23 protein-coding genes and 3 pseudogenes are annotated in these 26,749 nt (G+C 60.2%); 14 read left to right on the top strand and 12 right to left on the bottom strand.

The window, feature by feature from the left end; all coding sequences use genetic code 11:
• The first annotated feature begins 71 nt into the window (after positions 1-71).
• Positions 72-1,394, top strand: coding sequence for an Nramp family divalent metal transporter (locus tag KGA81_RS12020; protein ID WP_223545998.1), 1,323 nt, complete (start codon positions 72-74; stop codon positions 1,392-1,394).
• 147 nt (positions 1,395-1,541) lie between these two features.
• Here KGA81_RS12020 and KGA81_RS12015 read toward each other — a convergent pair whose 3' ends face one another.
• From KGA81_RS12015 to KGA81_RS12005, 3 genes are read right to left on the bottom strand one after another with little or no spacing between them, the layout of a single operon-like run.
• Positions 1,542-2,723, bottom strand: a complete 1,182-nt coding sequence (locus KGA81_RS12015; RefSeq protein WP_223545997.1) for an acetyl-CoA C-acetyltransferase — start codon at positions 2,721-2,723, stop codon at positions 1,542-1,544.
• A gap of 11 nt (positions 2,724-2,734) precedes the next feature.
• Positions 2,735-3,400: a CoA transferase subunit B gene (locus KGA81_RS12010; protein ID WP_223545996.1), complete on the bottom strand. Its 666-nt coding sequence runs from the start codon at positions 3,398-3,400 to the stop codon at positions 2,735-2,737.
• 37 nt (positions 3,401-3,437) lie between these two features.
• A complete protein-coding gene (locus KGA81_RS12005; RefSeq protein ID WP_223545995.1) occupies positions 3,438-4,136 on the bottom strand; it encodes a CoA transferase subunit A in 699 nt (232 codons plus the stop codon).
• Between the two features lie 210 nt (positions 4,137-4,346).
• On the opposite strand from KGA81_RS12005, the gene KGA81_RS12000 reads away from it, so the two are divergent.
• Positions 4,347-5,243: a LysR family transcriptional regulator gene (locus tag KGA81_RS12000; protein ID WP_223545994.1), complete on the top strand. Its 897-nt coding sequence runs from the start codon at positions 4,347-4,349 to the stop codon at positions 5,241-5,243.
• 114 nt (positions 5,244-5,357) lie between these two features.
• Here KGA81_RS12000 and KGA81_RS11995 read toward each other — a convergent pair whose 3' ends face one another.
• Together KGA81_RS11995 and KGA81_RS11990 are read right to left on the bottom strand one after the other, a co-directional pair.
• Positions 5,358-6,200 (bottom strand): NAD-dependent protein deacetylase, encoded by an 843-nt coding sequence (locus KGA81_RS11995; protein ID WP_223545993.1) that lies wholly within the window; start codon positions 6,198-6,200, stop codon positions 5,358-5,360.
• Positions 6,201-6,314: 114 nt separating this feature from the next.
• Positions 6,315-7,361, bottom strand: a complete 1,047-nt coding sequence (locus KGA81_RS11990) for a class I SAM-dependent methyltransferase (RefSeq protein ID WP_223545992.1) — start codon at positions 7,359-7,361, stop codon at positions 6,315-6,317.
• 363 nt (positions 7,362-7,724) lie between these two features.
• On the opposite strand from KGA81_RS11990, the gene KGA81_RS11985 reads away from it, so the two are divergent.
• The 3 genes and pseudogenes from KGA81_RS11985 to KGA81_RS11975 form a co-directional block, all read left to right on the top strand.
• Positions 7,725-8,555: a DUF692 domain-containing protein gene (locus tag KGA81_RS11985; protein ID WP_223545991.1), complete on the top strand. Its 831-nt coding sequence runs from the start codon at positions 7,725-7,727 to the stop codon at positions 8,553-8,555.
• A gap of 3 nt (positions 8,556-8,558) precedes the next feature.
• Entirely contained in the window at positions 8,559-9,314 is a 756-nt protein-coding gene (locus KGA81_RS11980) for a DUF2063 domain-containing protein (protein WP_223545990.1), read from the top strand.
• A gap of 112 nt (positions 9,315-9,426) precedes the next feature.
• Positions 9,427-9,819: pseudogene (locus KGA81_RS11975) on the top strand (IS110 family transposase); the annotation flags it as partial.
• A gap of 61 nt (positions 9,820-9,880) precedes the next feature.
• On the opposite strand, the gene KGA81_RS11970 reads toward KGA81_RS11975, so the two are convergent.
• Entirely contained in the window at positions 9,881-11,470 is a 1,590-nt protein-coding gene (locus tag KGA81_RS11970) for a winged helix-turn-helix domain-containing tetratricopeptide repeat protein (protein WP_223545989.1), read from the bottom strand.
• A 261-nt stretch (positions 11,471-11,731) separates the two neighbouring features.
• On the opposite strand from KGA81_RS11970, the gene KGA81_RS11965 reads away from it, so the two are divergent.
• Both KGA81_RS11965 and KGA81_RS11960 read left to right on the top strand, forming a co-directional pair.
• Positions 11,732-12,484, top strand: a complete 753-nt coding sequence (locus KGA81_RS11965; protein ID WP_223545988.1) for an SDR family oxidoreductase — start codon at positions 11,732-11,734, stop codon at positions 12,482-12,484.
• Between the two features lie 44 nt (positions 12,485-12,528).
• The gene (locus tag KGA81_RS11960) at positions 12,529-12,942 is read left to right on the top strand and encodes a cupin domain-containing protein (RefSeq protein WP_218430537.1); all 414 of its coding nucleotides are present in this window, start codon (positions 12,529-12,531) and stop codon (positions 12,940-12,942) included.
• A 73-nt stretch (positions 12,943-13,015) separates the two neighbouring features.
• Here KGA81_RS11960 and KGA81_RS11955 read toward each other — a convergent pair.
• The 4 genes and pseudogenes from KGA81_RS11955 to KGA81_RS11940 all read right to left on the bottom strand — a co-directional run.
• Positions 13,016-13,252 (bottom strand): annotated as a pseudogene (locus KGA81_RS11955) (phage infection protein); the annotation flags it as partial.
• 236 nt (positions 13,253-13,488) lie between these two features.
• Complete coding sequence (locus KGA81_RS11950; protein WP_223545986.1) at positions 13,489-14,181, bottom strand: RES family NAD+ phosphorylase; 693 nt, start codon at positions 14,179-14,181, stop codon at positions 13,489-13,491.
• Positions 14,175-14,579, bottom strand: coding sequence for an antitoxin Xre-like helix-turn-helix domain-containing protein (locus tag KGA81_RS11945; protein WP_223545985.1), 405 nt, complete (start codon positions 14,577-14,579; stop codon positions 14,175-14,177). Before KGA81_RS11945 ends, KGA81_RS11950 begins: the two co-directional genes overlap by 7 nt.
• A gap of 97 nt (positions 14,580-14,676) precedes the next feature.
• Positions 14,677-14,943, bottom strand: a pseudogene (locus KGA81_RS11940) (methyl-accepting chemotaxis protein); the annotation flags it as partial.
• A 559-nt stretch (positions 14,944-15,502) separates the two neighbouring features.
• Here KGA81_RS11940 and KGA81_RS11935 point away from each other — a divergent pair.
• The 3 genes from KGA81_RS11935 (at position 15,503) to KGA81_RS11925 (ending at position 17,990) form a co-directional block, all read left to right on the top strand.
• Entirely contained in the window at positions 15,503-15,688 is a 186-nt protein-coding gene (locus tag KGA81_RS11935; RefSeq protein ID WP_223545984.1) for a hypothetical protein, read from the top strand.
• Positions 15,689-15,948: 260 nt separating this feature from the next.
• Positions 15,949-17,718 carry an S-type pyocin domain-containing protein gene (locus tag KGA81_RS11930; RefSeq protein WP_223545983.1) on the top strand — a complete coding sequence of 590 codons (1,770 nt, stop codon included), beginning with the start codon at positions 15,949-15,951 and terminating at the stop codon, positions 17,716-17,718.
• Entirely contained in the window at positions 17,718-17,990 is a 273-nt protein-coding gene (locus tag KGA81_RS11925; RefSeq protein WP_102685608.1) for a hypothetical protein, read from the top strand. Before KGA81_RS11930 ends, KGA81_RS11925 begins: the two co-directional genes overlap by 1 nt.
• Before the next feature lie 175 nt (positions 17,991-18,165).
• Here the strand turns inward: KGA81_RS11925 and KGA81_RS11920 are convergent, their stop codons facing one another.
• Positions 18,166-18,438 carry a hypothetical protein gene (locus KGA81_RS11920; RefSeq protein ID WP_223545982.1) on the bottom strand — a complete coding sequence of 91 codons (273 nt, stop codon included), beginning with the start codon at positions 18,436-18,438 and terminating at the stop codon, positions 18,166-18,168.
• A 442-nt stretch (positions 18,439-18,880) separates the two neighbouring features.
• Here KGA81_RS11920 and KGA81_RS11915 point away from each other — a divergent pair, with 442 nt between their 5' ends.
• The 3 genes from KGA81_RS11915 to KGA81_RS11905 all read left to right on the top strand — a co-directional run bounded on the left by KGA81_RS11915 (position 18,881) and on the right by KGA81_RS11905 (position 21,839).
• On the top strand, positions 18,881-20,239 hold the full coding sequence (locus KGA81_RS11915; RefSeq protein ID WP_223545981.1) for an MATE family efflux transporter: 1,359 nt from the start codon (positions 18,881-18,883) through the stop codon (positions 20,237-20,239).
• A gap of 206 nt (positions 20,240-20,445) precedes the next feature.
• Positions 20,446-21,117, top strand: coding sequence for a phosphoribosyltransferase (locus KGA81_RS11910; RefSeq protein WP_223545980.1), 672 nt, complete (start codon positions 20,446-20,448; stop codon positions 21,115-21,117).
• 137 nt (positions 21,118-21,254) lie between these two features.
• A complete protein-coding gene (locus tag KGA81_RS11905; protein WP_223545979.1) occupies positions 21,255-21,839 on the top strand; it encodes a YceI family protein in 585 nt (194 codons plus the stop codon).
• 243 nt (positions 21,840-22,082) lie between these two features.
• Here the strand turns inward: KGA81_RS11905 and KGA81_RS11900 are convergent, their stop codons facing one another.
• Positions 22,083-25,481, bottom strand: coding sequence for an Ig-like domain-containing protein (locus tag KGA81_RS11900; protein ID WP_223545978.1), 3,399 nt, complete (start codon positions 25,479-25,481; stop codon positions 22,083-22,085).
• A 506-nt stretch (positions 25,482-25,987) separates the two neighbouring features.
• On the opposite strand from KGA81_RS11900, the gene KGA81_RS11895 reads away from it, so the two are divergent.
• Positions 25,988-26,710 (top strand): GNAT family N-acetyltransferase, encoded by a 723-nt coding sequence (locus tag KGA81_RS11895; protein WP_223545977.1) that lies wholly within the window; start codon positions 25,988-25,990, stop codon positions 26,708-26,710.
• Positions 26,711-26,749 lie beyond the last annotated feature (39 nt).

The following is a 26,749-nucleotide window of genomic DNA, read 5'->3' as shown; positions in this document are numbered from 1 at the left end:
GCGCGGCCCCGTAAACTTTGCGATGATCACCACAGTTTTGCCTGCCTTCCCACCTTTTGATGGATCATCGTGTGAAATTCAGTTTTCTGCCCAAGACCGCCACTGCGCCGTTTTGCCCGCCGGAAGTGGCCGGTAGCGTCGCCGTCGACCCCCGCGCGTCGTTCTTCAAGCGTGTCCTGCGTTTTGCCGGGCCGGGGTTGCTGGTGTCCATCGGTTACATGGACCCGGGCAACTGGGCGACCGCCATCGAGGCCGGCTCGCGGTTCGGCTACAGCTTGTTGTTCGTGGTGTTGCTGGCAAGCCTGTCGGGGATGGTCGTGCAGTGCCTGTGTTCGCGCCTGGGCATTGCCACCGGGCGTGATCTGGCGCAGTTGTCCCGAGAGCGCTACAGCACACGCACCGCTCGCACCCAATGGTTTCTGGCGGAGATTTCCATCATCGCCACCGACCTGGCCGAGGTGCTCGGCTGCGCCCTGGCGTTCCATTTGTTGCTCGGTTGCTCGCTGACCTTCGGCATCACCCTGACGGCATTCGATACCCTGTTGGTGCTGGCCTTGCAGAACCGTGGATTCCGCCGACTCGAAGCAATCATGCTGGTGCTGGTCGGCACCATCGGCGTGTGCTTCTTTGTCGAGTTGCTGCTGATCAAACCCTACTGGCCCGATGTCGCCCGCGGCTTCACGCCGTCGCTGTCGGCCATCGGCGATGCGGCGCCACTGTACCTGGCCATCGGCATCCTCGGGGCCACGGTGATGCCGCATAACCTGTACCTGCACACGTCCATCGTGCAAACCCGGTTGATCGGCAAGGACCTGGCCAGCAAGCAGGACGCGGTCAAACTGGCGCGCATCGACACCATTGGCTCTCTGGCGCTGGCACTGCTGGTCAACGCGGCGATCCTGATTCTGGCGGCGGCAGCTTTCCATCAGTCCGGTCACGCCGATGTCGTGGACATCCAGGATGCCTACCACTTGCTCGACCCTCTGGTGGGCGGGGCGTTGGCCAGCGTACTGTTTGGCGTGGCGTTGCTGGCCTCGGGGCAGAGTTCGACCTTCACCGGCACCATCGCCGGCCAGGTGATCATGGAAGGTTTCCTGAACCTGCGCATTCCCTGCTGGCAACGACGCCTGATCACTCGCGGGCTGGCGTTGATCCCGGCGTTCATCGGCGTGTGGCTGATGGGTGACGACGCCATCGGCAAGTTGCTGGTGTTGAGCCAGGTGGTGTTGAGCCTGCAATTGCCGTTCGCGCTGTACCCGCTGATTCGCATGACCAACGATCATGCCCTCATGGGGCCACTGGTGAACCGGCTGCCGACACGGGTGTTGGCGTGGGGGTTGTTCGGGGTGATCAGTGGGGCGAACAGTTGGTTGATTTTGCAGTTTCTGGGGTGAGAGAACCGGGCTCATCGCGGTCTACCTGAAAAAGCGTAGGCAAAAAAGAACCCGGGATGTGGCGAGGGGGCAAGCCCCCTCGCCACAGTTTTCCAGACGGTCACGGATCTTCGTGGGTCCCCGCGCCATCTGTTGAACGCTGTTGGCTTACGCCCGCTCGAGCGCCAGCGCCACGCCCTGACCACCACCGATACACAAGGTGGCGAGGCCTTTTTTGGCGTCACGCTTGAGCATTTCATGCAGCAGGGTCACCAGCACACGGCAACCCGAAGCCCCGATCGGGTGACCGAGGGCAATGGCGCCGCCGTTGACGTTGACCTTGTTCAAGTCCCATTCCAGGTCCTTGGCCACCGCCAGGGATTGCGCGGCGAAGGCTTCGTTGGCTTCGATCAGGTCCAGTTGGTCGATGTTCCAGCCGGCCTTGTCCAGGCAGCGGCGGGTGGCCGACACCGGGCCGATGCCCATGATCGCCGGATCGACGCCTGCGTTGGCGTAGGCAGCGATTTTCGCCAGCACCGGCAGGCCCAGGGCCTTGGCTTTTTCAGCGCTCATCAGGATCACGGCCGCGGCACCGTCGTTCAGCGTCGAAGCATTGCCGGCGGTTACCGAACCGTCTTTCTTGAAGGCCGGCTTGAGTTTGCCCAGGGATTCGGCGGTGGTGCCGGCCCGTGGCTGTTCGTCGGTGGCGAAGGACAGCGGGTCGCCCTTGCGCTGCGGGATCAGGATCGGGGTGATTTCATCGACGAAGCGCCCGGCTTCGATGGCGGCCACGGCTTTCTGTTGCGAGGCGGCGGCGAATGCGTCCTGCTGCTCGCGAGTCAGGCTGTACTTCTCGGCCAGGTTCTCGGCGGTGATGCCCATGTGGTAATCGTTGAACGCATCCCACAGACCATCGCTGATCATGGTGTCGACGATTTGCGCATGGCCCATGCGCAGGCCGGTGCGGGCGCCGGGCATGACGTAGTTGGCCAGGCTCATGTTTTCCTGGCCACCGGCGATGATCACCTCGGCATCGCCGCAGCGAATCGCCTGGGCGCCCAAGTGCAGGGCCTTGAGGCCCGAACCGCAGACCTTGTTCAGGGTCATGGCCGGTACGGCGAACGGCAGGCCAGCCTTGATCGCGGCCTGGCGCGCAGGGTTTTGCCCGGCGCCGGCGGTCAGCACCTGGCCCATGATCACTTCATCGACCTGCGCAGGATCCAGGCCGGTTTGCGCCAGCAATTGACGGATCACCGCAGCGCCCAGGTCAACGGCAGACACATTGGCCAGGGATCCCTGGAAGCTGCCGATCGCGGTACGCGTGGCGGCAACAATGACGACTTCTTGCATGGAATGATTCCTCACTGGGCAGCGAACTGCATTTGCGGCACATGGTCCGGCACGATCAGTTTACCGGCAGTCTTGGCGACGATCTCTTCGACGCTGACACCCGGTGCGCGCTCTTTCAGAATGAACGCGCCGTTTTCGATTTCCAGGTAAGCCAGGTCAGTCAGCACGCGCTTGATGCAACCGGCGCCGGTCAGCGGCAGGCTGCATTGGGACAACAGCTTGGACTCACCATCCTTGGACGCGTGGGTCATGATGACGATGATGTTGTCGGCGCCGGCAACCAGGTCCATCGCGCCGCCCATGCCCTTGACCAGTTTGCCGGGGATCATCCACGAGGCGATGTTGCCCTGCACGTCCACTTCGAACGCGCCCAGCACGGTCAGGTCGACATGGCCACCGCGGATCATCGCGAAGGATTCGGCGGAGGAGAAAATCGACGCGCCGGTACGTGCGGTCACGGTTTGCTTGCCGGCGTTGATCATGTCGGCATCGATGGTTTCTTCAGTAGGAAAAGGACCCATGCCCAGCAAGCCGTTTTCCGACTGCAGCATGACTTCCATGCCTTCGGGGATGTAGTTGGCGACCAGGGTCGGAATGCCGATACCCAGGTTCACGTAGAAGCCGTCCTGCATTTCGCGGGCGACGCGTTGAGCCATTTGTTCGCGGGAAAGTGCCATTGTCGTTATTCCTTCATTCGGTCCGGGGGGCAGGGGATCACTTGCGTACGGTGCGTTGTTCGATGCGCTTCTCGAACGTGCCGCAGATGATCCGGTCGACGTAGATGCCAGGGGTGTGGATCTGCGCCGGGTCCAGCTCGCCGGGTTCGACGATTTCTTCGACTTCGACCACGGTGATCTTGCCGGCGGTGGCCGCCAGCGGGTTGAAGTTCTGGGCGGTGTGGCGATAGATCACGTTACCGAAATGGTCGGCTTTCCAGCCTTTGACGATGGCGAAGTCGCCGGTGATGGATTCTTCCATCAGGTACTTGCGGCCATGGAATTCGCGGACTTCCTTGCCGTCGGCGACAGGCGTGCCGACGCCGGTGGCGGTGAAGAAGGCCGGGATGCCGGCGCCGCCTGCGCGCATTTTTTCAGCGAGGGTGCCTTGCGGGGTCAGGATGACTTCGATTTCGCCGTTGAGCAGTTGCTCTTCGAACAGCTTGTTTTCGCCGACGTAGGACGCCACCACTTTGCTGATCTGGCGGTCGGTCAGCAGTACGCCAAGGCCGAAACCGTCGACGCCGCAGTTGTTGGAGACCACGGTCAGATCGCGAGTGCCCTTGCGCTTGATCTCGTTGATCAGGTTTTCCGGGATCCCGCACAGGCCGAAGCCGCCAGCGATCACGGTCATGCCGTCTTCAAGACCTGCCAACGCTTCCTCGTAGGAACTCACGCGCTTGTCGAAACCTGCCATATGCACCTCTTTTATTCTTTGTGGGCGGCTGGCTAGCCGAATGGGATGGAGTGTCTCGCTGGAGTATTGATTTGTTAAGTTGTTTTTTAAGGTTGATTAATAGATAAAACTCAACAATATGTAGGAGCTGCCGAAGGCTGCGATCTTTTGGATCAAGATCAAAAGATCGCAGCCTTCGGCAGCTCCTACAATAGCCGGGAGAAATCGAGTATGACCGTCAAGCAGATCCGCGCCTTTCTGGCCGTGGCCCAGAGCCTGAGCTTTGCCGTGGCCTGCGAGCGCCTGCACCTGTCGCAATCGGCCCTGAGCCTGACTATCAAGGCGCTGGAGGAAGGCTTGGGCGGGCGCTTGTTCACCCGCAACACGCGTAACGTGGCGCTCACCGCCGAAGGCGAAACCCTGGTGCCGCTGGCGCGCCGCTTGATCGCCGACTGGGACAATGCCGAGGATGAGTTGCGCCAGCGCTTCACCCTGCAGCGCGGTCGCGTGACCCTGGCGGCGATGCCGTCGTTCGCCGGCAACCTGCTGCCGCCGATCCTCAAGACTTTCCGCGCCCGTTATCCGAACGTCAACGTGACGGTCAATGACGTGATCAACGAGCAGGTGCTGGAAATGGTCCGTGACCGCCAGGTGGAACTGGGGGTGGCGTTCGAGCCGACCATGAGTTCGTCGCTGCAATTCACGCCGTTGTACATCGACCGATTCGTCGCAGTGGTGCCCCTGGATTCGGCACTGGCCGAGCTCGATGACATCGACTGGCAGACCCTGCTCAAGGAACCGTTCATTACCTTGCAGCGGCCGTCCACCGTGCGGGTCATGCTAGAGGAGCATTTGCAGGCCCGCGGGATGAAACTGCCGGTGGAGTTTGAAAGCCATCAACTGGCGACGGTCGGGCGCATGGTCGCCAGTGGCCTGGGCGTGAGCGCGGTGCCGGCCTTGTGTGCCGGGCAGATGCGTGAGCTGGGCGCGCGTTGCATTACCTTGCGCGATCCGGTGGTGGAGCGGGCGCTGGGGGTGTTGACGTTGCCCGGGGGAGAGCTGTCGGCGGCGGCGCAGGCGTTGTTTGATGTGCTCAAAGAGGAAAACCTGGGCGAGCGACTGACTTGAATTGAACGGACCCTGTAGGAGCCGGCTTGCCGGCGAAGGGGCCGGTACATTAAACATGGTTGCTGGCTGACAGACCGCCTTCGCCGGCAAGCCGGCTCCTACAGGTTTTTGGGGTCAGGAAGAGAGGCGTTGAGCCAGTAACGGCAACAACCGCTCGCACGCGCCCTCGATCTTCAAATCCAGCATCTCATCGGCCCGGGTCTTGCCCAGGTTGATCGCGATCAACGGCTTACCCTGATCCACCACCGCCCGGCACAAGCGAAATGCCGAATAGGCCATCAACGAAGACCCGAGTACCAACAACCCGGCAGCCTGCTCAACGGCCGCCATCGCCTTGGCCGCCGTGGCCTGTGCAACGTTCTCGCCAAAGAACACCACATCAGGCTTCATCCGTTCCCCGGCGCAATGCGGGCAGTGCGGGACCTGGAAGCGTGCCTCGAAGGCCGGGTCGAGCAAGGTGTCGCCGTCCGGCGCCTGTACCGCGTCGACGCCGGCCAGGTACGGGTTCTGTGTTTCCATCAGGCGCTGGATCGAATCGCGCTGGCTACGCCGACCGCAATCCAGGCACAAAACCCGGTGCAGACTGCCGTGGAGTTCGATCACGTCATGGCTGCCGGCCTGATCGTGCAAGGTGTCGACGTTCTGGGTGATCAAGCCGCTGATCTGCCGCGCGCCTTGCAAACGGGCCAGGGTGTCGTGGGTCGCGTTCGGCTGCGCCAGACGCACCCGTGGCCAGCCGAGCATCGCCCGCGCCCAGTAGCGTCGCCGGGACTCCGGGGCGGAGAGAAATTCCTGGTACATCATCGGCTGCCTGCCACGCCGCACGCCCTGGTTGTCGCGATAATCCGGAATGCCCGATGGCGTGCTGATACCGGCCCCGGTCAGTACGGCAAACGGCTGATCCGCCATCAGCTGATGGAGGCGATCGAGTTGGTCACGGGGCTGGCGGTCGAGCATGTCTAATACACTGCAGGGCACTTGAATACCTGCAGCGTAGCATTTGCCAATCGCTGGCCACGACCCTGGCGCAAATCACCCTGTAGGAGCTGGCAAGCCAGCTCCTACAGGGGGTCATTTACGCGCCTCGAGAATCAGGTTGAACGGCGTTTCCGTGGCCCGGCGAAAACGGGTGAATCCAGCCTCGCTGAACACTTTGCGCAACCGCGCTTCACCGGCCTGGGCGCCGAGGCCGAGGCCGACTTCCTGGGACAGCGAGTTGGGCGTGCAGATGAAGGTCGAGGCTGCGTAGAACAGGCGTCCAACCGGGTTGACGTTGTCGTCGAGCAAGTCGTTGGCGTAGGGCTCGACCAGCAGCACCGTGCCGTCGTCCTTCAGCGATTCATAAGCATGTTTGGCCGCTCCCACCGGGTCGCCCATGTCGTGCAGGCAGTCGAAATAGCAGATCAGGTCGAAGTCGCTGCCAGGATAGCTTTTGGCCGTGCCCTGGAAGAACCGGGCCCGACCGGACACACCGCCTTCTTCGGCGCGTTGGGTGGCGACGGTAACGGACGGCGCGTGGTAGTCGAAACCGACGAAGCGCGAATCCGGAAAGGCCTGGGCCATGATCACCGTGGAGGCGCCATGGCCGCAGCCGACGTCCGCCACTTTGGCTCCGGCTTCCAGTTTGGCCACCACACCGTCGAGGGCCGGCAGCCATTCGGCGACCAGATGGGCTTTGTAGCCGGGGCGGAAGAAGCGTTCGGTGCCGCTGAACATGCACGGATGGTGGTCGCCCCAGGGCAGGGCACCATTGCCGCGCATGGCGTTGACCAGCTTGTCCTTGTCATGGAAAAACGACGCGACCACGCTGATCCCGCCCGCCACATAGACCGGTGAGTCTTCGATTGCCAAAGCCATGGCTTGCTCTTCGGGCAGACGGAACTGGCCGTCATGATGTTCCATGTAGCCGGAGGCGGCATGGGCGCTGAGCCATTCGCGCAGCAGGCGGGTGTTGCAGCCGGTTTTGGCGGCGAGTGCTTCCGGGGTCATTGGCTGGCTGTCGGCCATCGCCCGGTACAGCCCGAGCTCTTCGCCGAGGATGACGTTGGCAAGCATCGCCGCGCCGCCCATGTCATTCACCAGTTTGCCCATGAAATCGTTGAGTCTGGCCTCGTCCATCATGTGCGCTCCTTGAGCAGGATCACGGTCCAGGGGCGGTGTCTGGCGAGGTGTTCGCCGCTGGGCGGTGGTCGTGGGAATGTGCAGGACACTAGGCTGATCCTGTGTGCGTTGAGTTTAGTTCGGGCCTTGCACTGCGTGGTCTGGTGCGACGAAAGCGACGATTTTCCTGCCGGCACATGACCCCTGTGGGAGCGGTGGCCGTCGGTATTGCATGTATCTCACTGTATCTCACCCGCCTTTCGATACAGTCCCGCGCAACTTCAGGCCCCAGCCGAACACAGTCCCGATACACCCGTTCGATCAACTGTGTCTCAAGGCGGGCACCTGCCCGCAATCCTGGACACATGCGAGATCGACACCATGCAGACATCCATTGCCCCCGTAGCCAGGGCCAGCGCAGGGCTTGGCCTGCGCCGCGGTTTACTCAAAGAACTGCAAGCGGCCCCAGCCGGACATTTCGACTTTCTGGAAGTCGCGCCGGAGAACTGGATCGGCATCGGCGGTGCCCACGGTGCGGCGCTGCGGGTGCTGGCCGAGCGTTATCCGTTGTCCTGTCACGGCCTGTCCCTGTCCCTGGGCGGGGCGTCGCCGCTGGACGTCGGGTTTTTGCAGGAAGTCCGGGATTTTCTCGACCACTACAACGTGCCGTTGTACAGCGAGCATTTGAGCTATTGCAGCGATGACGGTCACCTGTACGACCTGTTGCCGCTGCCGTTTACCGAAGAAGCGGTGCACCACGTCGCCGCGCGTATCCGTCAGGCCCAGGACATCCTTGGCCGGCGCCTGGCGGTGGAAAACGTCTCCTACTACGCCGCGCCCCAACAGGACATGGACGAGGTGACGTTCACCAATGCGGTGTTGCGCGAGGCTGATTGCGACCTGCTGCTGGACGTCAACAATGTCTACGTCAACTCGATCAACCACGGTTTCGATCCGCAGGCGTTTCTCGCGGGCATCGATGCGGGCCGGGTTGTGGCGATGCATATCGCCGGGCATTTCGACGAGTCCGATACCTTGAAAATCGACACCCATGGCGCCTCGGTGAAACCGGCGGTGTGGTCGTTGCTGGCCCAGGCTTATGTCCGGTTTGGCGTACAACCGACCTTGCTGGAGCGGGATTTCAACTTTCCGGCATTCGCCGAACTGGTGGCGGAGTTGCAGACCATTCGCCGCCTGCAACAGGAGGTTTGAGCCGTGGAAAAGTCGAGTCTTTTGCAGCAACAAATCACCATGGGCCTGTACCTGCGCGATCCTGAGCAGCACGCGCCTCCCACCGAAATGGACCCGGTGCGGGCACAGGTTTACCGCGATCTGGTGTTCGCCAACCTGTCGTCCCTGCTCAGTGGCACCTTTGCGGTGCTGCTGAAGATTCTGGGGGGTGAGCGCTGGCGTTCGCTGGTGCGCATCTTTCTGCGGGACTACCGCGCCCGCACGCCAAAATTCGGCGAGATCGCCCAGGAGTTTGTCGAGTTTCTCGTGACTGAGCCTCAAGCATCGAGCGATGGGCCGTGGCCAGCGTTCATGGTGGAGCTGGCGCATTACGAGTGGGTGGAAATGGCCTTGCAACAGTCCGACGCCGAGCCTCTGGTTAGCGGTGATGCTGCGTTGCTGCTGGAGCGGCCGTTGCAGGTGTCGGCGCTGGCCTGGCCGTTGGCGTATGCCTGGCCGGTGCAGCGGGTGGGGCCGGATCATCAGCCGGACGCTTTGCCCGATCAGCCGACATTGCTGCTGGTGCGGCGGGCGGAGGACTGGAGTGTGAGGTTTTCTGAACTGAGTCCGTTGGCGTGGCGGTTGTTGCAGAGAATTGACGAGTTTCCCGAAGTGACCGGGCGTGAGCAGTTGCAAGGATTGGCGGTCGAGGCGGGGCAGGTTGGTTCATCGGCGTTTTTCGAGGGTGGTCTGAGGTTGTTGCGGCAGATGCATGGGGATGGGGTTGTTGGGGTTGTTTGACCTTGGCGGCCTCTGGGCAGCGAAAGCGGCCCGCCAGCCAACCAGTCTCTCACAGACAAACGCCGATTCACTGTAGGAGCCAGGCAACGTTTTGAGTTCGTTCACCCGCATCCGTCCGGCTGACGCGATCTGCTCCATTCGAGCGTTGGTCCGCCAGCGAGCAGCCAAAGTGCGTGATCAAGCTCAGGCATTGAACAGAATTCAAAAAGCGCTCAGCCAGATGAATATTCAATTGGCCAATGTCATCAGCGATATTTCCGGAATGACTGGAATGAGAATCTTGCGAGCCATCATTGTCGGCGAGCGAGATCCGCAGAAATTGGCAAGGATGATTGATCGCCGGTTCACTTGAACAATTGCCTGCGCACGAAGATGCGCCAAAGCCTTCGCGCAAAGTGTTGCGTAGCCCGCACCGATGTGCGGCAGATCAAGCTGCTTTGCATCAGGCGTTGTGGCGAGTAATGGGGGCGATTTAACGGCTATCCCTACGATTGGCGTCGATACTACGGGCTGAATGCGGCGCTCTTGAGTCCTTCGCTGGCAAGCCAGCTACAGGTTAGCGACCTTCACTCCGGCAACCCCGCCAGCCGCAGTCCATCGACGAAACGGGAGAAATCCTCAGGCCGTTGAATGGGCAGCCAATCCTTTAGAGTACCCAGGCGCAAAGAGCAATCCAGTTTTTGCAGACGTAGCATCGCCCACTTCGCTTTATCCATTCGACCGCCGAGCGCATGACTGGCCGCCACCAGCGCCGCCGCGATCAGCAGACTGGGCAGATTGCCCAGGGCCTTTTCCGCCCAGTCCGCAGCGGCATCGAAGTGCCCGGCGAAGAAATGCGCGAGCGCCATCCCGACCTGCATCCTGAACATTTCCGGATCCAGCGGGCTCAAGCGAACGGCATGGTTCAAATGCTCGATGGCGGCGTCCGTTTCACCGTGCAGTGCACGCAGGATACCGCCCAGAAACCAGGCGGGGGCGAGGTTGGGATTGAGCAGCCGCGCCCGGTCGAGCAGTGCAATGCCGGCGTCGACTTCGCCGGCCAGGTGAGCCAGCGCATGTCCGCCCCGGGTCAGCGCGACGGCATCGTCGCGGCCGAGTGTCACCGCCAGACGCGCCAGCCGTATGCCCTCGGCGATTTCTGCTGGTCGATCGGTCATCCAGCCATTGAGCTTGCGCCAGAAATGGCACCAGGCGGCCATGCCATAGGCCGAGGCAAACTCCGCATCGAGTTCGATGGCCCGGTAGAACATCGGCAGCGCCTGCTCGATGGCTTCCCGGCTGCCGCTGTGCAGTTTTGCCATGCCGCGCAGGTAGTAGTCATAGGCGTCCAGGCTTTCCGTCGGCTTGCGTTTGGCGCGTTCGATTTCCGCGCGTTCCAGTTGCGGCGCGATCGCGCCGACGACGCTTTCGGTGATTTGGTCCTGCAGCTCGAAGATATCGTCGAGCAGGCCTTCGAAGCGCTCCGCCCAGATGTGCGTCCCGCTCGTCGCGTCGATCAGTTGTCCGGTAATGCGCAGTTTGTTCCCGTACTTGCGCACGCTGCCTTCGAGCACGTAGCGAACGCCCAGCTCCTGGCCAACGCCTTGGGGATCTACCGCCCGGCCCTTGTAGGTGAAACTCGAATTGCGCGCGATGACGAACAGCCAGCGAATACGCGACAGGGCGGCGATGATGTCCTCCACCATGCCGTCGGCGAAGTACTCCTGCTCCGGATCGCCGCTCAGGTTCTGGAAGGGCAGGACGGTGATCGAGGGTTTGTCCGGGAGAGCAAGGGTAGCCAAGGGGATTTGCTTCGGGGCAGCGCTAGTGCGTTCGTCGATGTCAGGCTGTCGCGCTTGCCCGGTCATGGCGCCGTTGACCCGGCCAACGAAGCGGTAACCCTTGCGGGCGACGGTGCGCACCAGGCGCTGCTCTTCACCGCTATCACCGATGGCCTTGCGCACCGCATTGATATGGCTGGTGATCGTCGATTCGGAAACGATCCGGCCGCTCCACACCGAATTGAGCAATTCGTCCTTGCTGAGGACCCGATCGGGATTGTTGACGAACAGCAGCAACAGGTCGAAGACCTGCGGGCCGACGGCCACGACCTGCCCGCGCAAGGTCAGCTCCCGGCGCTCCTGATCGAGTACGTAGTCTTCAAACGCGAATGACAAGATAAGCATCCCCTGGCGAAGCGCCCTCAACGCCGTGTCCCAGGCGGCTGGCGGTTGGTAACAGGGGAGGATGATACGGCAGCTCGACACCCGCTGCACCGTCCGCGCCAGGGCGTGCTGGACGAACAGCCTCTTCTTTGGACATAAATCCAAGCGCTCGCCAAGGTAAACCCAAGCCCGACGCAAGGACTTGCCTCACCGGTGCAGGCAATCTTTCTCTACACCGACGCAATCGTTGCAGTCGACAAGTGGAGAAAAGCCATGAAGATCGTCGTCATCGGAGGCTCCGGCCTCATTGGATCGAAACTTGTGAACACCCTGCGCGAGCGCGGCCATGATGCGCTCGCCGCCAGCCCCAGCACGGGCGTGAACAGCATCACCCGCGAAGGCCTGGCCGAAGCGATGGATGGCGCTGACGTTGTGGTCGACGTGGCGAACGCGCCGTCGTGGGAGGACCAGGCCGTTCTCGATTTCTTTGAAACGTCGAGCCGTAACCTGCTGGCCGCCGAAGCCGCTGCCGGGGTCCGTCATCATGTTGCCCTGTCGATTGTCGGCAGCGAACGGCTTCCCGATACCGGCTATTTCCGGGCCAAGGTCGCGCAGGAAGCTCTTATCAAGGCGTCCGGCATGCCTTACACCATTGTGCGTGCCACGCAGTTCTGCGAGTTTGCCGGCGGCATTGTCCAGTCGTTCGCCGTTGGCGATGAGATTCATGCTTCGCCGGCGTTGATCCAGCCGATTGCGTCCGACGACGTGGTGGCGGCGTTGACCGATGTCGTACTGGCTGCACCGGTCAATGGCACCGTTGAAGTCGGCGGCCCGGAAACCCTGCCGATCGACGAAATGGCCAGGCGCTTTCTGCGAGCGACCCAGGACAACCGCAAGGTCGTAGCGGACGTGCATGCGCGTTACTTCGGTGCCGTGCTCGACGATCAATCGCTGGTCACTGGCAAGAATGCCCGCCTGGGCGTGATCCGCTTCGACGACTGGCTGGCCCGGTCGACAGCGCAGTAACGGCTCGCACCCTCGCATTTCCTTACGAATCCAGGAGAAATCCCATGGTTACCCGATTGCTAATGGCCGCTGTCTTTGCAGCACTCTCGATCAGCGCCGCATCGGCCGCCGAGCCGCCCCACGGCAAGGTGACGGTGGTGTTCGACCGTCCCATTCCCAACATCCCTGGCAAGAGCATGAGGGGCGTGGTCGTCGAGTATGGGCCGGGTGCCGCGTCGCCGGCCCACACCCATCCGAAAACCGCCTTCATCTATGCAACGGTGCTGGAGGGTGCGTTTCGCATCCAGGTCAAAGGTCAGCCGGAAAAGATCTACAACGTCGGCGAAAACTTCGTAGAGGAGCCGGGTTCCGTGCACCTGGTCAGCGCCAACGCCAGCGACACCCAACCGGCGCGCCTGTTGGCGGTGTTCGTCCTCGACACCGAGGAAAAGGTGCTCGTGACACCGATCAAACAGTGAGCCACGAAAAAGCCCGGCTGTTGCGGCCGGGCTTTTCGTTGAGTCCTGCGGTAAAGCACTGCATTCAGACAGCGCGGCTTTCGATCAGACGGTCGGAACCGCCTTCGGCAACTCGGTTTTGCAGCAGCTTGTCGGAACCGCCTTCAGCCACTCGATTCTCGATCAGACGATCGGAACCACCCTCGGCCACACGGCTTTCAATCAGACGATCCGAGCCGCCTTCAGCGACCACAGGTTGAGCAGAAGTTGCGGCGAAAGCGTTAACTGCGAAAACCGAGAAAGCGATGCTGAGGAGGGTCTGGCGTTTCATGATGGTGTGCTCCGGGGTGCTGATGGGTTGGTATGGAGCAGATGTTACGCCGGGGATTTTTTAAGAGAACTTCATTGAAATGATGGTGACTATCGATGCAGTCAATGGCTCGCAGATCCCTGTGGGAGCGAGCTTGCTCGCGATTGCTGTGTGTCAATCGACACATCTGTTGAATGTGAGACTGCCATCGCGAGCAAGCTCGCTCCCACAGGTTTTCAAGTGCCTGACAACGGGGCTCAAGCCTCACTGATCTGGCTCACGCTGGTGATCTGCCCATTCCAGACCATCTCGTAATGCGCCGCCTGCACAATCGACGAAACCGGCCTCGGCGTCATCAGCGCCCAACAATGACTGCCCGGCATACGCACCGAGTGATAACGCAGTCCAGGGCAACCGGTCTTGCGAACATCCAGACCAAGGTGCCGGGAATCGCTGTAGTCGTCCAGCGCATACACCGGATCGGTCAGCGGCAGGGCGGTAGCATCCTTCATCCCGCCATCGCCAAAGGCACACGCCAACCCCCGAAACACAAACCGCTCATAGTTTAGGCTCGGCACCTTCGACCAATACAGCGCCTGGTGATGCCGCACCTCGGCCAGTGCCGTTTCCATCGAATCCGCCAGGTACAACACGCCAAAACTGCCGTCACTGAAGCGCGAACCCGCCGGGTTGACATGGGTAAAGGGCGCAATCGCGTAAGAGCAGCCCGCGATCCCGAACGGAATCTCGCTGCGCGCAATCAACTCAAGCTGTCCCAACTCATTCTTCAACCGCGGATTGGTCAACGCCTGAATCTCGAACAACACCTCGAACTCGTCGGCATCCGCTACATCATCAAATAACGCAATGGGCGGAAACTTCGAATTGACCAGGCGATAAGCCTGCAACGACTGACCGGCTAACACCTCCAGCTCACTCGCCATCACCATTGCGCACCCCGCAGCATATCGATGCGGCGGAAGGTTTCATACAACGCAATCATGTCGCCCTGGGCCATGATCTCCAACGGCGAACGCCCGTTGAAAAACTCGTTGTCATTGGCCATCGAGGCAAAGCCATACACGTTGTCCGGGTTGTCGAACACCAGCCGCAACGTCGCGTGAATGTTCAGCACAAAACTGATGCGCTGCATCTGGTCCGCATCCAGCGCCACCGCCCAATCAGGGTCCCGCTGCCGGGCGCGGGTGTAGGTGCTGCGGGAAATACGCAGGATGCGACAGGCTTGGTCGCTGGTGGCTTTCCACTTTTCCAGAATGCTCACGGCGGCGCGCAGGCCAGTGACGCATTGGTTTTTGCTGAAGGATTGGGGTTGCAGGGGGACGGCCATGATCAACACCTATCTTGAGTCTATAGACTCAAAGATAGATATGTTGAATCTGTAGATCAAATCAGTTCGACCAACGGAAAACCTCCCGCGTCGAGCATCACTGATGAAACGTACGCCCCAACGCATCCAGCCGAGTGGCAATCGGCGGCAAACGCCGACTGCTTAGCGCCAGTGTCTCCACGTCATCCGCCGTGTTCTGCGCAATGCTCTGCACCGACTGCAAGCGCCCGAGAATCTCGAAACTCGCCATGGATTGTTCGCGGGTGGTAGTGACAATTCGCCCATTGAGCTCATCGATCTGCGAGATGTCGCTGCCCACCGCCTGCAACGTCGCCGCCGCCAGTTGACTGTCCTCGACACAGGTCCTTAGTGACGGGGAGTACGACAGGCTCAGTTGCAAAGCCTGTCGTACACCCGAGGCAACTACGATTTCTTCGGCGGATAGTTACCGCGCAAGCGACCAGACTTTTTGCCTGTTTTGCTCGGCAGGTTCGGCACCAACGGACGGGATCTGGGTTGGGGGTTCGAGCGGCTTTGGGGTTGAGGTTGTTTGCTCATGATTCGCCTCCTGAATTTTCAGGGATTCGCGAGGTGGTTTACTGATGAAGTTTAGCTAATCGACTGTGGGCTGGGTTGATTGGCGCTTGGGGTTGTGTTGTGAGCGATCGGCTTTTCTTTTTCGGTCCCGTTGTTTGATCCCCTTACGCAATTCTCGGATTTTTCCTACGACTTTGGCAGGAGTAACCCGCTATTCGAAAGATGAAAAACGGTAAATATTGACGGCGCAGAAAGGGGGGATAACCGGCTGTTCGGGGGGGGGGGCTTCATCGGCGGCACTTGAGTTATGCCGTTGCGCAGCCCACATTTCCCAACATGGGTTCACACAGCAGACACGACTCGTGACCCACACAGGAAGTAGCAGTATGCCCACACAACCTACGAATCAAGCCAGCATTGAACAACTGCACCGCGACGTTGCAGCTTTTGTCGAAGAGATGCGTAGTCCCGCCCCGAATGCCATCCGCTCTGCTGTGGTGCCGTTCAGCATCGGTGCCGGGCTGGCACTGGCAATCTTTGTTGTCGTCGCCCTGGTAGTCCGACTGATCTAGTCTCTTAGCCTAGCGCCGATGGTTGGGGCGCTTGGGTGAAACAGGTGTAAATCTGTTTCAGGACTAGACCAAAAGAAGAACACAGGCGCCTTAGGCGCCCAAATGTAGTCACTCTCTCACCTGCGCCTGCAACTGCCGCTCATCATCTTCCGCGCGCGACGTATGCAGTAAATATTGAAGTATTGAAATTGCTACGTTGTTGCGGCATAACTTTTGTTCTGTCTATTTAATGGAATTAATATTGTTGCATGGAGTGCTATATGCAAAAACCAGTTACTCATTATTCACCTTCAATAACGTCTGGGTCTCTGCCGGTTCAAGCTGCGCAAGCCTCAGTTTTTCCTTCAATCTTCGATAGTATTTTGTTTTGGGATGGGAATGTCCCGGCGGTTACTACGCCGCATAGTATTGAGGGCGTCAAAAAAACCAGAAACGAATACCAACAATTAGTGGCGATATTTCTTTCGGCGCACGATCAGATATCGAATGTTTTTTCGGGTGGTGCACCGAATATTCGAGATTATCTAGAGAAACGCATAGCCGCAGGCATTGACTCCCAAGAGTTAAATGCGCTGGAAGCTGCCTTAAAAAAGAAAGTGATCATCGTTGAGCTTTTGCAAAGGGTCACAATGCACGGAAGTTGGCACGATGCAATGTTGCATATTGGCGTGGACGCATTGTCGCTAGACAGAGAAACAATTGCCGAGTTTTTTGCAAGTGATGTGGAGTCAGAAAGAGATGATGAAGTACGACTAAGTTTTTATGAAGAATTCCTGTTGTCGCTAACTGCCGCCTACGTTAAACGAATCCTTATCGAGGCCGTTCGCATTTTGGAGGACGCTTCCGCAACTGCAGACGCTGAAATCCATCGCGCCTTGGCAAGGGGCGAAGTCGCCTACACCTACAGATTGCCCATTGGTCATGGCGAAGAGGCAGGAACCGTGGCGGGTGCCATTGCCATCCATTTCGCCGACGGTTGGACCTTCGGGGCGCGAATCCAGGGAGGCATTAGGTTATTGGCAGGGTTGGGGGAAGCACTAATCAGTCGGGCCACTGCTGTTGGGATCGGAGCCTTGTTCTATTCACCTGCTCTTGCTAACGGCGAACGCTTTCCTCAAACAGCTCTCAAACTACCCGGTACCACTTTTTTACCAAAGCTGCCGTCAAACCTGAATGAAATCGCCGCTACCGAAGGAACCATTGACCTTCCTTATCGGATTTATGGCGACCTTAACCAATACACACTCGTTGCAACCCCGGCTGGAGGGAGTGTCTCGGCAAAAGTGCCAGTACGAGCATTGGCATTCGATCCAACGACCAGCAGCTACAGTTTCACGTCAAACGATACACCGCCCATTATCCTCAGTTTTCCAATTATTCACTTGGGAAACGGTTCGACAACTTCGCCTGCCCGACCTGCGCAAGTACCGACATACACTGGAGTTACGCTGTCGCCATTGCTTGTGCAGCCTGAAACCTTGCCCGCGGTCGAATTGCCTGATTTCAGGGATTGCATTTACTGCTTTCCGATTGAAAGCGGTCTACCACCAATCTACGTCGTTTTTAATAGTCCTTATGAAGGAGCAACCACAAGAGGAAAATACAGTGGTCGACTTTTCAATCCTGCCAAAGCTGGAGGCCCAATCCTTGATCTCGATTGGACAAGTGCTACGGTGACCCAAGCGGGTATTGACCTGATCAAATTACATACGGGACGTTTCAGATCTTCGGATGCCAATGCCATCATGATTGATCGCTTGAAAAAAATTCTGCTGGGTGAATTGGTAATCACAGATGTGGACAAACGCTTCTATACTCATGAAATCAGAGAGCTGGAACGTTTCAGAGCATTAGGTGTAGCTGACGGTGTAAACTCGGATGACGGTGTTGTTTGGAACAACACTCACGCCGCGACGCTGGAGGACTACAAAGTCAAAGATGCTTTTGAATTGCTCTATACGCCTGATGCTTTAGAAGCGGATGAAAAGCAAAGGGAACGAGAGTACAAGGAACTTGGAGGGATAAAATAATGAGCGTCATTGCAACCATCGTGCTTAACGAGAAACCTGAAGAGGTAATTCTATTTGTAACCAAAAATCAATTAGGTATTTCCTTTCCTCAGCTTGATGGCCTTTATAATCGGGCTAACTGGGCGCATGTGGAGAACAACATAGGGCTATTGAACCTTGTCCACAAAATGTGTGATGCCGGTTTTATCAAATATAGTGGGGGCGGAGTTGTGAGAGGGCCCAACTGGAGAGAACCGGCATTCATGCTCGAAGGCAAATATACCTTTGATTGACAGCACCAAGTGCCTGAATGCAGGTGCCAGAGAACGGTGACAGTAGCCATCATTTCGTGGTCGTCCGGTTCGTTGTCCAGTCGTTTAAATCATCGAAGGTTTCCCAGGTTGAGCCGTTGCCGCAGCGGCTCTTCTCTTTGTTACGGGCATATTGAGTATCTTCGCCCGTTTTTCTTTACTCCGCAGCCTGCGCCCGCAGCCGGCGACCAATCACATCCATCAAATCACAACCATCGCGCAACGGAATGACCAGCAGTTTGCAGAAGTCCTCCAGTACCACCGTGTCGCAACCGAGTTCGGATCGGTAGGCGATGTTTTCCAGTACCTGCGTGACCGTACGAATACGGTAATCCGCCATGGCTTGCAGGGCGTCGAGTGGAGCTTGGGTGTCGATGAGCAGGGAGGCCGGAACCAGGTCGATTCCGGTGAGAGGCATATATCGATTCATTGTGAAGATCTCTGTTTGATTGGCTCAAGGCCGTCACGCAGTCGTCGCCAAACGATTGGGTGGCAGCTGTGCGCAGGTTGGCGAACCGGCACAGAGAAAACCGGCAGACCCGAAGGCCTCCCGCGCACAGCCGCCATAACAGCGGCTTTGCGGGTGCGATGATACCTGCAATGAAGCGGATAGCCTTCGCATTCTCTGAAGTCAGGTCGCCAAACCCGAATCGCCTTTTGGGCGACGGCGCCGACTATAAGCCGCATGAGTTCAGCGCGGGAAGGTGAGGCATTCCGAGCTTTGTGTAGGACCGGTGACGATGAATCTTCAGACCTTTCACATCTCATCACTGGAAATGTAAACCCAGACCTGAGATGTTCACCGCCCCTTGGTTTCAGCCACCAACGCTATCCTTACTCATCGCTCTCGCCGTCGAGATGGACCTTCCCGAATGCAAACCCCAAACCCCCAACGCCCCCTCTGGAAAACCTACCTGTTGTTCCTCGCCCCAATGGTCCTGTCGAACTTCCTGCAATCCATGTCCGGCACGGTCAACAGCATCTACATCGGCCAGATGCTTGGCACCCAGGCCCTGGCGGCGGTGTCGGGAATGTTCCCCATCGTGTTCTTCTTCATTGCTCTGGTGATCGGCCTTGGCGCCGGCGCGGGGGTGTTGATCGGGCAGGCGTGGGGTGCGCGGGAGACGCATTTGGTGAAGGCCATCGCCGGGGCGACGCTGTTGTTGGGGGTGTTGATCGGGTTGGTGGCGGCGGTGGTGGGCAGTGTGTTTGCGCGGTCGGCGTTGGTGGGGTTGGGGACGCCGGCGGATGTGCTGGACGATGCGGTGGCGTATGCCCATGTGATGTTGTGGATCATGCCGTCGCTGTTGGTGTTTGTGTTGTTCACGCAGTTGCTGCGCGGGGTCAGCGATACGTTGTCGCCGTTGTTGGCGCTGGTGGTGTCGACCATGGTGGGGTTGGCGCTGACGCCGGCGTTGATTCGCGGGTGGTTGGGTTTTGCGCCGATGGGGATTCAGAGTGCGGCGGTTGCCGGGTTGGTGGGTAACCTGGTGGCGATGGGGTTGCTGGCGTGGCGCTTGCTTGGCAAGGGCCATCCACTGGCGCCGGACCTCGAGTTCTTTGCGGCGATGAAGCTGGACATGGCGATTCTCGGCAAGGTGCTGCGCATCGGTTTGCCCACAGGCTTGCAGATGGTGGTGTTGTCACTGTCGGAGCTGGTGATTCTGGCGCTGGTGAACCAGCACGGCTCCCGGGCGACAGCGGCGTATGGTGCGGTGACGCAGATCGTCAATTACGTGCAGTTCCCGGCGCTGTCGATTGCGATCACCGCGTCGATCCTCGGAGCGCAGGCGATCGGGGCCGGGCGCATCGAGCGCATGGGACCGATTTTGAAAACCGGGCTGATGATCAATGTGTGCCTGACCGGTGGTCTGGTGGTATTGGGGTATTTGCTGTCGCACTGGTTGCTGGCGTCGTTCCTCACCGAAGAGGCGACGCGGATCATGGCCCGGCACCTGTTGCACATCATGCTCTGGAGCCTGTTGGTGTTCGGTTTCCAGGCGATCATCGGCGGCATCATGCGCGCCAGCGGCACGGTGATGGTGCCGGTGGCGATTTCGATTGTGTGCGTGGTAGGCGTGCAGTTGCCGGCGGCGTATCTGCTGGATGCGAAGTTCGGGTTGCAAGGGGTGTGGATGGCATTTCCGGTGGCGTATCTGGGGATGCTGGTGTTGCAGACGCTGTATTACAAACTGGTGTGGCGGCATCAGAAGATTGAGCGGTTGGTGTAGGCGGAACGCCGCGGGAGGGGCATGCTGTTCACTGAACTCTGTGGCGAGGGAGCTTGCTCCCGCTTGAGCGCAAAGCGCTCACAAAAATCGAGAGTTACCTTGAGGTTTTTGGGGCCGCTGCGCGGCCCAGCGGGAGCAAGCTCCCTCGCCACAATTGGGTGATTTGGCTGAAGTTCGCAGGCGTGTTCGCCTGGGGAGGTTTTCAAATGAGCCCCTTATCGCATTCCATTTTTCAGAACCGGCCAGCGGCGGGGCGACGGCTGGTAGAGCCGCTGCTGCCTTACGCTAACCGCCCCGATGTGATCGTTCTGGCCTTGCCCCGTGGCGGTGTGCCGGTGGCTTATGAGGTGGCCACGGCGCTGAAGGTTCGCCTGGACCTGATGCTGGTGCGCAAGCTCGGCGTGCCGTCCCACCCGGAGTACGCCATGGGCGCGATTGCCAGTGGCGGTATCCAGATTCGTAATGAAGAGGCGCTGCGGGTGCACCCGATCGATCGCGCCGCGTTCGACGCCGTGGTCGAACGGGAAAGCCGCGAACTGCTGCGCCGCGAGAAGGTCTACCGCGGTACGCGGCCGCCGGTGCAGCTCAAGGATCAGGTGGTGATCCTGATCGACGACGGCCTGGCCACCGGCGCTTCGATGCGGGCGGCGATCCAGGCGCTGCGGGTGCAGGCGCCTTCGCGCATCGTGGTGGCGGTGCCGGTGGCGCCGATCGAGACGGTGCAGGCCTTGCGCAGTGAGGTGGACGAACTGGTCTGCCCGCTGCTGCCCGAGTGGTTCACGTCGATTGGGCATTGGTACCTGGATTTTACCCAGACCTCGGATGCCGAGGTGATCGAACTGTTGCAGCGGGCGTGGCAGCGCGGGGAGTGCGGGTAGTGCCGACGGCCATCTGCAGGTGGTCGCAATTCACCGCGTGAGGTGGAATAAACGCCGGTTGTTTGCTTAAGTCATTTTGATGCCACCCGACCTGTGCGGCACCCCAATTCAAGACGGGAGCCCTCCCGGAGAGTGCCATGAACCTTCGATCCGCGCGTTGTGTCGTTCTGGCCGGTACGTTGGTGTTCGGTCCGGTGCAGTTCAGCCTGGCGCCGTTCGCTGAGGCCGTGGAATACAAGAAAGTGAACGCCAAGGCCAGCACCTTGAGTTTCACCTATCAGCAGATGGGTTCGCGAAGCTACGGAACCTTCGGCAAGTTCGAGGCCAATCTCGACTTCGACACCGATAACCCTGGTGCCGCCCACGCCACGCTGACCATCGACCTCAACAGCATCGACGCCGGCAGCAGCGACGCCAACACCGAGTTGCAAAAACCGGCGTGGTTCGACACGGCGAAGTATCCGGTAGCGACGTTCGAGTCGACGTCCATCAAAGCCCTGGGCAATAACCGCTACGCCATCACTGGAAAACTGTCCCTGCGGGGGCTCACTCGAGAGGTGAGTGTGCCGGTGCTGCTGAAACCGGAGAGCTCCATTGGCATCTTCGAGGGCCAACTGGTGGTCAAGCGTGACGACTTCAAGATCGGCGAGGGCGAGTGGGCGGACAGTGTGGTGTCCAACGAGATCAATATCCGCTTCCGGATGGTGGCGCCGCAGCGGTGACACGGGCTGAACGTTAACTTCCGGTCGACGACATGCCTCCTGTGGAAGCCTGCTCGCGATGGCGGCAGCACATCCAACATCCACGTGGCTGACCCACCGCCATCGCGAGCAAGCTCGCTCCCACAGTTTGATTGGTGTCGTACGCAGCATTTGTGCTCGCTGGAGATCCCCTGAGGGAGCGAGTACGCCGCACAAAAAAGCGCCCGATCCACATTGCGCGGACCGGGCGCCGATCAAACCGCTCTACTGCGCCACTATTGGCACCGTCACGGTTTTGCCGAAGGCTGATTTGACGGTCGCCGTCGGGCTGGGCGACGGGCCACTGCCGACGGTAGTCACTGCTATATTCCAGCGCGCGCCTGTCGCCGTAGGCGTCAGGGTGGCGGTGCCAAGGTTCGCCGTACCGGTTGTGACCGTGGCAGTCGCCGTGATGGTGTTGCCCGTGCCACGCGAGGTGGTGCCGGACAGGACCCAATACCAGCGGCTGTTGCTGCGGGCGGTGACGGTAGCGCTGGTGACGATCAGGTTCTCGACGACCGCTGTCGAGACCGCCACGGATACCGTCGCCGGTGCCGACTCTGCGCCCTTGGCATCGGCGGCCTTATAGGTAAAGGTCGCAGTGAACGGCGCGGTGACCGTGGCCGGTGGTGTGTAGGTCACGCGCGTACCATCGGTGCTGACCACGCCTGTGCCGGAGTTCGGTTGCTCCAGCCCCACCACTCTAAGTGGCACGTTGCCGTCCGGGTCGGTGTCGTTGGCCAGGACGTTGATGATCACCGGTTGGCCGGTGCTGCTGATGGCGCTGTCGGGGTTGGCGATCGGTATTTGGTTATTGCCGTCGTTATTGGCACGGGTATCGCCAGTGCGGAAGGTCGGCAGCGCAGAGGAGTTGACGTAGGTAACGCCGTCCCAGCCGGGCAGGGGCGCTGGCATCAACTGGAACTGGCCGGGGTGCTCGACATCCCAGCGCAGCAGCATGGACGTGTCCTCGTGCTGGGTGTTGTGGCAGTGCTCCATGTAGGTCCCGGCGAATTCCCGAAAGCGGATCGCCATTTCCACGTCCACCGAGCTGTCGATGCCTTCGCCGATGCGATAGACGTCCTTGCGGGCCCATTTTTCCCATTCCGGCGGTGGGTTGCCATCGCGGTGGAGGATGATCCCCTCTTCGAAGTGCACGTGCACCGGGTGGTTCCAGCCGTTGCCGCCGCTCTTGATTCTCCACACTTCCAGGGTGCCGTCGCCAGAGAACCCGGCAGGGGTCGGGCCGTTGGCCAGTTGCGGAGCGGCGCTGATGACTCGAGGGTCCATGGGGAAGCCGAATTGACCACCGTCGGTCTTGATCGTCCAGGGGGCTTCGTCGGTGCCGTCGGAGCGGCCGAAGATGAACTCGCGATGCCGTGCCACCTTGAGCTTGGCCTGCACCACCGGATCGTCACGGTTGAGGGTCAGCGGGATCATGGTCTTGCCGGCTGGCTTGCCCGGTTTGGCGGGTTCGTAGTCGGCGGGGTTCATGCTCACGTCCTGGCCGGCATAAGGCTGGACCACCAGTTGCAGGAACTTGCCAACTCCCGGGTCGCCGCCGGTCCATTCCAGCCCTTTGCTGCCCAGCTTGATCACCGCCTTGTACGTCCCGGACAGCACGTCGGCCAGGCTCAGCAGTGTAGCCTCCGGCCCCTTGCCGTCGTGGTGCTCCATCAGGTTGACGAAGTACAGTTTGTCGCCGGTGTTGATCCCGTTTTTCGCGAAGTTGACGATGATGTCGTAACGCTCGGCAATGCCCATGGTGGGCAGGATGGCGTTGTGGTTCTGCAGGTCGCCGTTACCTTCCAGGTCCATGGTGCCATCGAACGGCACAGCATGTTCCATCAGGTTGCCGTCGTTGGCGATCATGTGGAAGGGTACGCGGCTATAAGACAGGCCGGAACCGGCCGGGCCGGGGAATTCGCCGCCGGTGCCGACTATTTCACGCACCAGCGCGATCCTGAAGTAGCGCGACACCGAGCCATTGAGGATGCGGAAGCGATAGCTGCGCGCCCGTACGTTCAGGCGCGGCTGGTACTGCCAGTTGACCAGGACCTGATCGCCGAGGAAACCGTCGGTGTTGAACGGGTTGAACCACAACTGGCCATTGGCGTCCCAGGCCTTGTCGGCCACCATCAGGTTCACATCGTAGTCGCGGTTGCCCCAAGGCAACGCCGAACCGCTGGGCAGGCGCAGGTTGACGCCGTCTTCGAAGGCTTCGTTACCGCGGTCCAGGGCGCTGTAGTAGTTCATCATCACCGCGTTGCCCTTGTAGACGTTCTGCGCGGTGAAATCGACCATGTGGTCATGGAACCAGTGGGTACTCATGGTTTCGCGCCAGTCGCCACGGATCTTGATGCTACCGTTGTTGCACGTCTTCAGGCCCGGCGTGGCATCGTTGACGAACAGGGTTTCGTCCGGGGCGCAAGGGAACGCCGCGCGCGGATCCTGGGCGCTGGTGTTGATGGTGTCGTAACCGGCCAACTGGATCGGCCAGCGATAGTCGTAGTACTGCCCCGGAAAGAAAAACGCACCGGAAAAGCCATCGCTTTCGGCCGGGGAGTGGCCGTTGTGTTCGTGGGTGGTGAGGGTGTGCAGGCCGAACCCCATGTTGGCCGCCGGATCGATCGGCAGGGCGTTGTAGTGGCGCATCAGCGCGGCTTGACCGTAACGCACCATCAACAGTTTTGGAGGAAAGGTGCCATCGAAGGTCCAGAGCGCCTTGTGATTCTGAATCGGCATGTTGGGGTGAAAACGGACATTGATGCCTTTGGTGGTGCCCGCAATGACCGGGGTAATCGAGGTCTGGTTGTACAGCCCGCCCGGCCCGAACTCACCGACGGCGTAGTTGTGCAACTGTCGGCGGTCGCGCATGCCGCTGTTGATCTGGGCACCCGCTTGTACGGTTTTGAAGCCGACCTGCGGGAAGAATTCGTTCCAGCGCTGGTGCGACCAGCCTTTTCCTGGCGGCCGGCCTTCGGCCGGCGAGCCGACCGGATGGCGGTTGAGGAAGGCTTCGATCTGCGCTTTCCACGGGTTGCGGTCCAGTACGTTGGAAAATTGCGACGGAAACGGGAACAGCCCCGGCTGGCGCATGAAGGCTACCAGCGCCGTGGGCGAAGGGCCGCTGCGGGCGATGTTGTTCGGGTCCTGCGTGGGCGCCGGGCCGACGAGCGGAACCGGGAAGGTCAGGGGCGGTGCCGGCAGTGTCGGGTCGAGTTTTTCCGTGCCGAACTCTTCGAACAGCAACAGTTGCTGCGTGTACGGCTGGGCCCCGAACAATGGGCTGGGCTTGCCATTGGTGGGGATTTTGAAGGATGTCTGCAGGGCTGGCGGCAGCACGTTGTCGGTTGTTGGCGTGGTGAGGCGGGCACCAAAAGCGCCATTGGGCAGGGCGATGGCGCCCTGGTAGACGGGTGGCATGGCCCGCAAGGCAGCCGCCGCGGCATCGAGGTCGGCCGGAGGGTTGCTAAACGCCGAGGGGTCCGTCGGGGGTGGCGGGCCGAAATCATCCAGCGGTACGGCATTGGCGGTGCCGAGGCTGATGTTGATCAGCATCACAGCGGCGATACTCGGTTTCATGAAAAAGCCGAGCGACTTGAGGTCAGGTGTGTTTTTCATCTTGTGTCCCTTGGCGCGCGCTGGTGTGGCTGATATTCGCAATTCGCCCGTTGCAAGAGGTGCGCCAAACGTGAGGGGATCCGAGGGGAGAGAAATAGCTGTTTGATATCAAACGCTTGATGGATTGGACTTTGGTCGCAGTAGCGCAACGGGTGGCAATCCTCACAATTGGGGGGGCTTCACCCACCGATTCCCCCCCACTCACACCACAGGCTGTTGTGGTGGTGGTCGCTTTCGCGAGCAGGCTCGATCCCACAGAAAAACGAGTTGTGGGCAAACCGCTGTCCCTGGGGGATCGAGCCGGTTCGCGAAGGCGCCTGTTCATCCAGCACAAAGTGTGCCGGACCCTGCTGCGAGCCTTGAAAACGCAACGCCTGCGGCCATAAAGCAAACACCGGCGACGCTCATGGCGCCTGAATGGGGAATGTCTGTCCATCACCCTTCGGACCGCACCTGTCAGGCGCGCTATGATAGGCGGCCCTTGCCTCCCGGAGCCCGTCACTGCAATGCCCCTGATCAGCCACTTCAAGACCCCGTGCCCCGAGCACATCAATAGCCAGATCCTGCAGATGGTGGTCGACAACCTGACCGACATCAGCATGGTCGCGATCCCGCCCAGCAACCTGCTGTACAACCTCTATCAATACGCGATCGGCTATGAGGTGCACCTGTACCTGGAGGCGCTGAACGGTGAAAAGGGCATTGCCGTGGAGTTGATCGTCGCCACCGACGAAGACGATCCGCAAAAGGTGATTGGCTTTGTACTGTACCTGCCGGTGCAGGACGACCCCGAGGCGTGTGGCGTGGCGTACATGGCGGTGCAGGCCGAGTATCGGCGCCAGGGCGTGGCCCGGCGGATGCTGCGGGAAATGGTCGGTCGCTATCCCCATGCCGAGCTGACCTGTGCGGTGGCCAAGGTGCCGTATTTCGAGGCGATGGGCTTTGAGGTGCTGGGCGTGCGTGCGACCCAGGTGTTGATGAACACCCGCGACCACGCCACCGATGGCTTGATGGCGCTGCTGGATGTGGCGTCGATCTACAGCTCGCTGGAAGTGCGGCAGATTCACACCTATCTGCTGCAAAAGCATGGCAAACGGGCCATGACCGACGCGGAAAAACAGCGCGACCGGCATCTGGACCAACTGACGCGCAAGGCCAATGAGTTTGTGCGAGGGCGGCTCGGAGAAGATGCCGTACCCGCCAGCGGACCTCGATTGCGACTGGTCTGACCGCATTTTGCTCAACCCCACAAATCCACTGTAGGAGCC

Origin of the sequence: Pseudomonas sp. A-B-19 (assembly GCF_019947515.1) — a bacterium.
In the GTDB taxonomy this organism is placed as follows: domain Bacteria; phylum Pseudomonadota; class Gammaproteobacteria; order Pseudomonadales; family Pseudomonadaceae; genus Aquipseudomonas.
Note: the sequence above shows the minus strand (reverse complement) of the source record. Positions and strands in the feature narration are given on the sequence as shown.

Coding starts and splice junctions, on each gene's coding strand:
- KGA81_RS12005 (WP_223545995.1), bottom strand. CDS start 4,136: ATGGCAGGTTTCGACAAGCGCGTGAGTTCCTACGAGGAAGCGTTGGCA.
- KGA81_RS11945 (WP_223545985.1), bottom strand. CDS start 14,579: ATGGCCGTCCCCCTGCAACCCCAATCCTTCAGCAAAAACCAATGCGTC.
- KGA81_RS11910 (WP_223545980.1), top strand. CDS start 20,446: ATGAGCCCCTTATCGCATTCCATTTTTCAGAACCGGCCAGCGGCGGGG.
- KGA81_RS11915 (WP_223545981.1), top strand. CDS start 18,881: ATGCAAACCCCAAACCCCCAACGCCCCCTCTGGAAAACCTACCTGTTG.
- KGA81_RS11960 (WP_218430537.1), top strand. CDS start 12,529: ATGGTTACCCGATTGCTAATGGCCGCTGTCTTTGCAGCACTCTCGATC.
- KGA81_RS12000 (WP_223545994.1), top strand. CDS start 4,347: ATGACCGTCAAGCAGATCCGCGCCTTTCTGGCCGTGGCCCAGAGCCTG.
- KGA81_RS11905 (WP_223545979.1), top strand. CDS start 21,255: ATGAACCTTCGATCCGCGCGTTGTGTCGTTCTGGCCGGTACGTTGGTG.
- KGA81_RS12010 (WP_223545996.1), bottom strand. CDS start 3,400: ATGGCACTTTCCCGCGAACAAATGGCTCAACGCGTCGCCCGCGAAATG.
- KGA81_RS11900 (WP_223545978.1), bottom strand. CDS start 25,481: ATGAAAAACACACCTGACCTCAAGTCGCTCGGCTTTTTCATGAAACCG.
- KGA81_RS11930 (WP_223545983.1), top strand. CDS start 15,949: ATGCAAAAACCAGTTACTCATTATTCACCTTCAATAACGTCTGGGTCT.
- KGA81_RS11895 (WP_223545977.1), top strand. CDS start 25,988: ATGCCCCTGATCAGCCACTTCAAGACCCCGTGCCCCGAGCACATCAAT.
- KGA81_RS11950 (WP_223545986.1), bottom strand. CDS start 14,181: ATGGTGATGGCGAGTGAGCTGGAGGTGTTAGCCGGTCAGTCGTTGCAG.
- KGA81_RS11965 (WP_223545988.1), top strand. CDS start 11,732: ATGAAGATCGTCGTCATCGGAGGCTCCGGCCTCATTGGATCGAAACTT.
- KGA81_RS11920 (WP_223545982.1), bottom strand. CDS start 18,438: ATGAATCGATATATGCCTCTCACCGGAATCGACCTGGTTCCGGCCTCC.
- KGA81_RS12015 (WP_223545997.1), bottom strand. CDS start 2,723: ATGCAAGAAGTCGTCATTGTTGCCGCCACGCGTACCGCGATCGGCAGC.
- KGA81_RS11925 (WP_102685608.1), top strand. CDS start 17,718: ATGAGCGTCATTGCAACCATCGTGCTTAACGAGAAACCTGAAGAGGTA.
- KGA81_RS11985 (WP_223545991.1), top strand. CDS start 7,725: ATGCAGACATCCATTGCCCCCGTAGCCAGGGCCAGCGCAGGGCTTGGC.
- KGA81_RS11995 (WP_223545993.1), bottom strand. CDS start 6,200: ATGCTCGACCGCCAGCCCCGTGACCAACTCGATCGCCTCCATCAGCTG.
- KGA81_RS11935 (WP_223545984.1), top strand. CDS start 15,503: ATGCCCACACAACCTACGAATCAAGCCAGCATTGAACAACTGCACCGC.
- KGA81_RS11990 (WP_223545992.1), bottom strand. CDS start 7,361: ATGGACGAGGCCAGACTCAACGATTTCATGGGCAAACTGGTGAATGAC.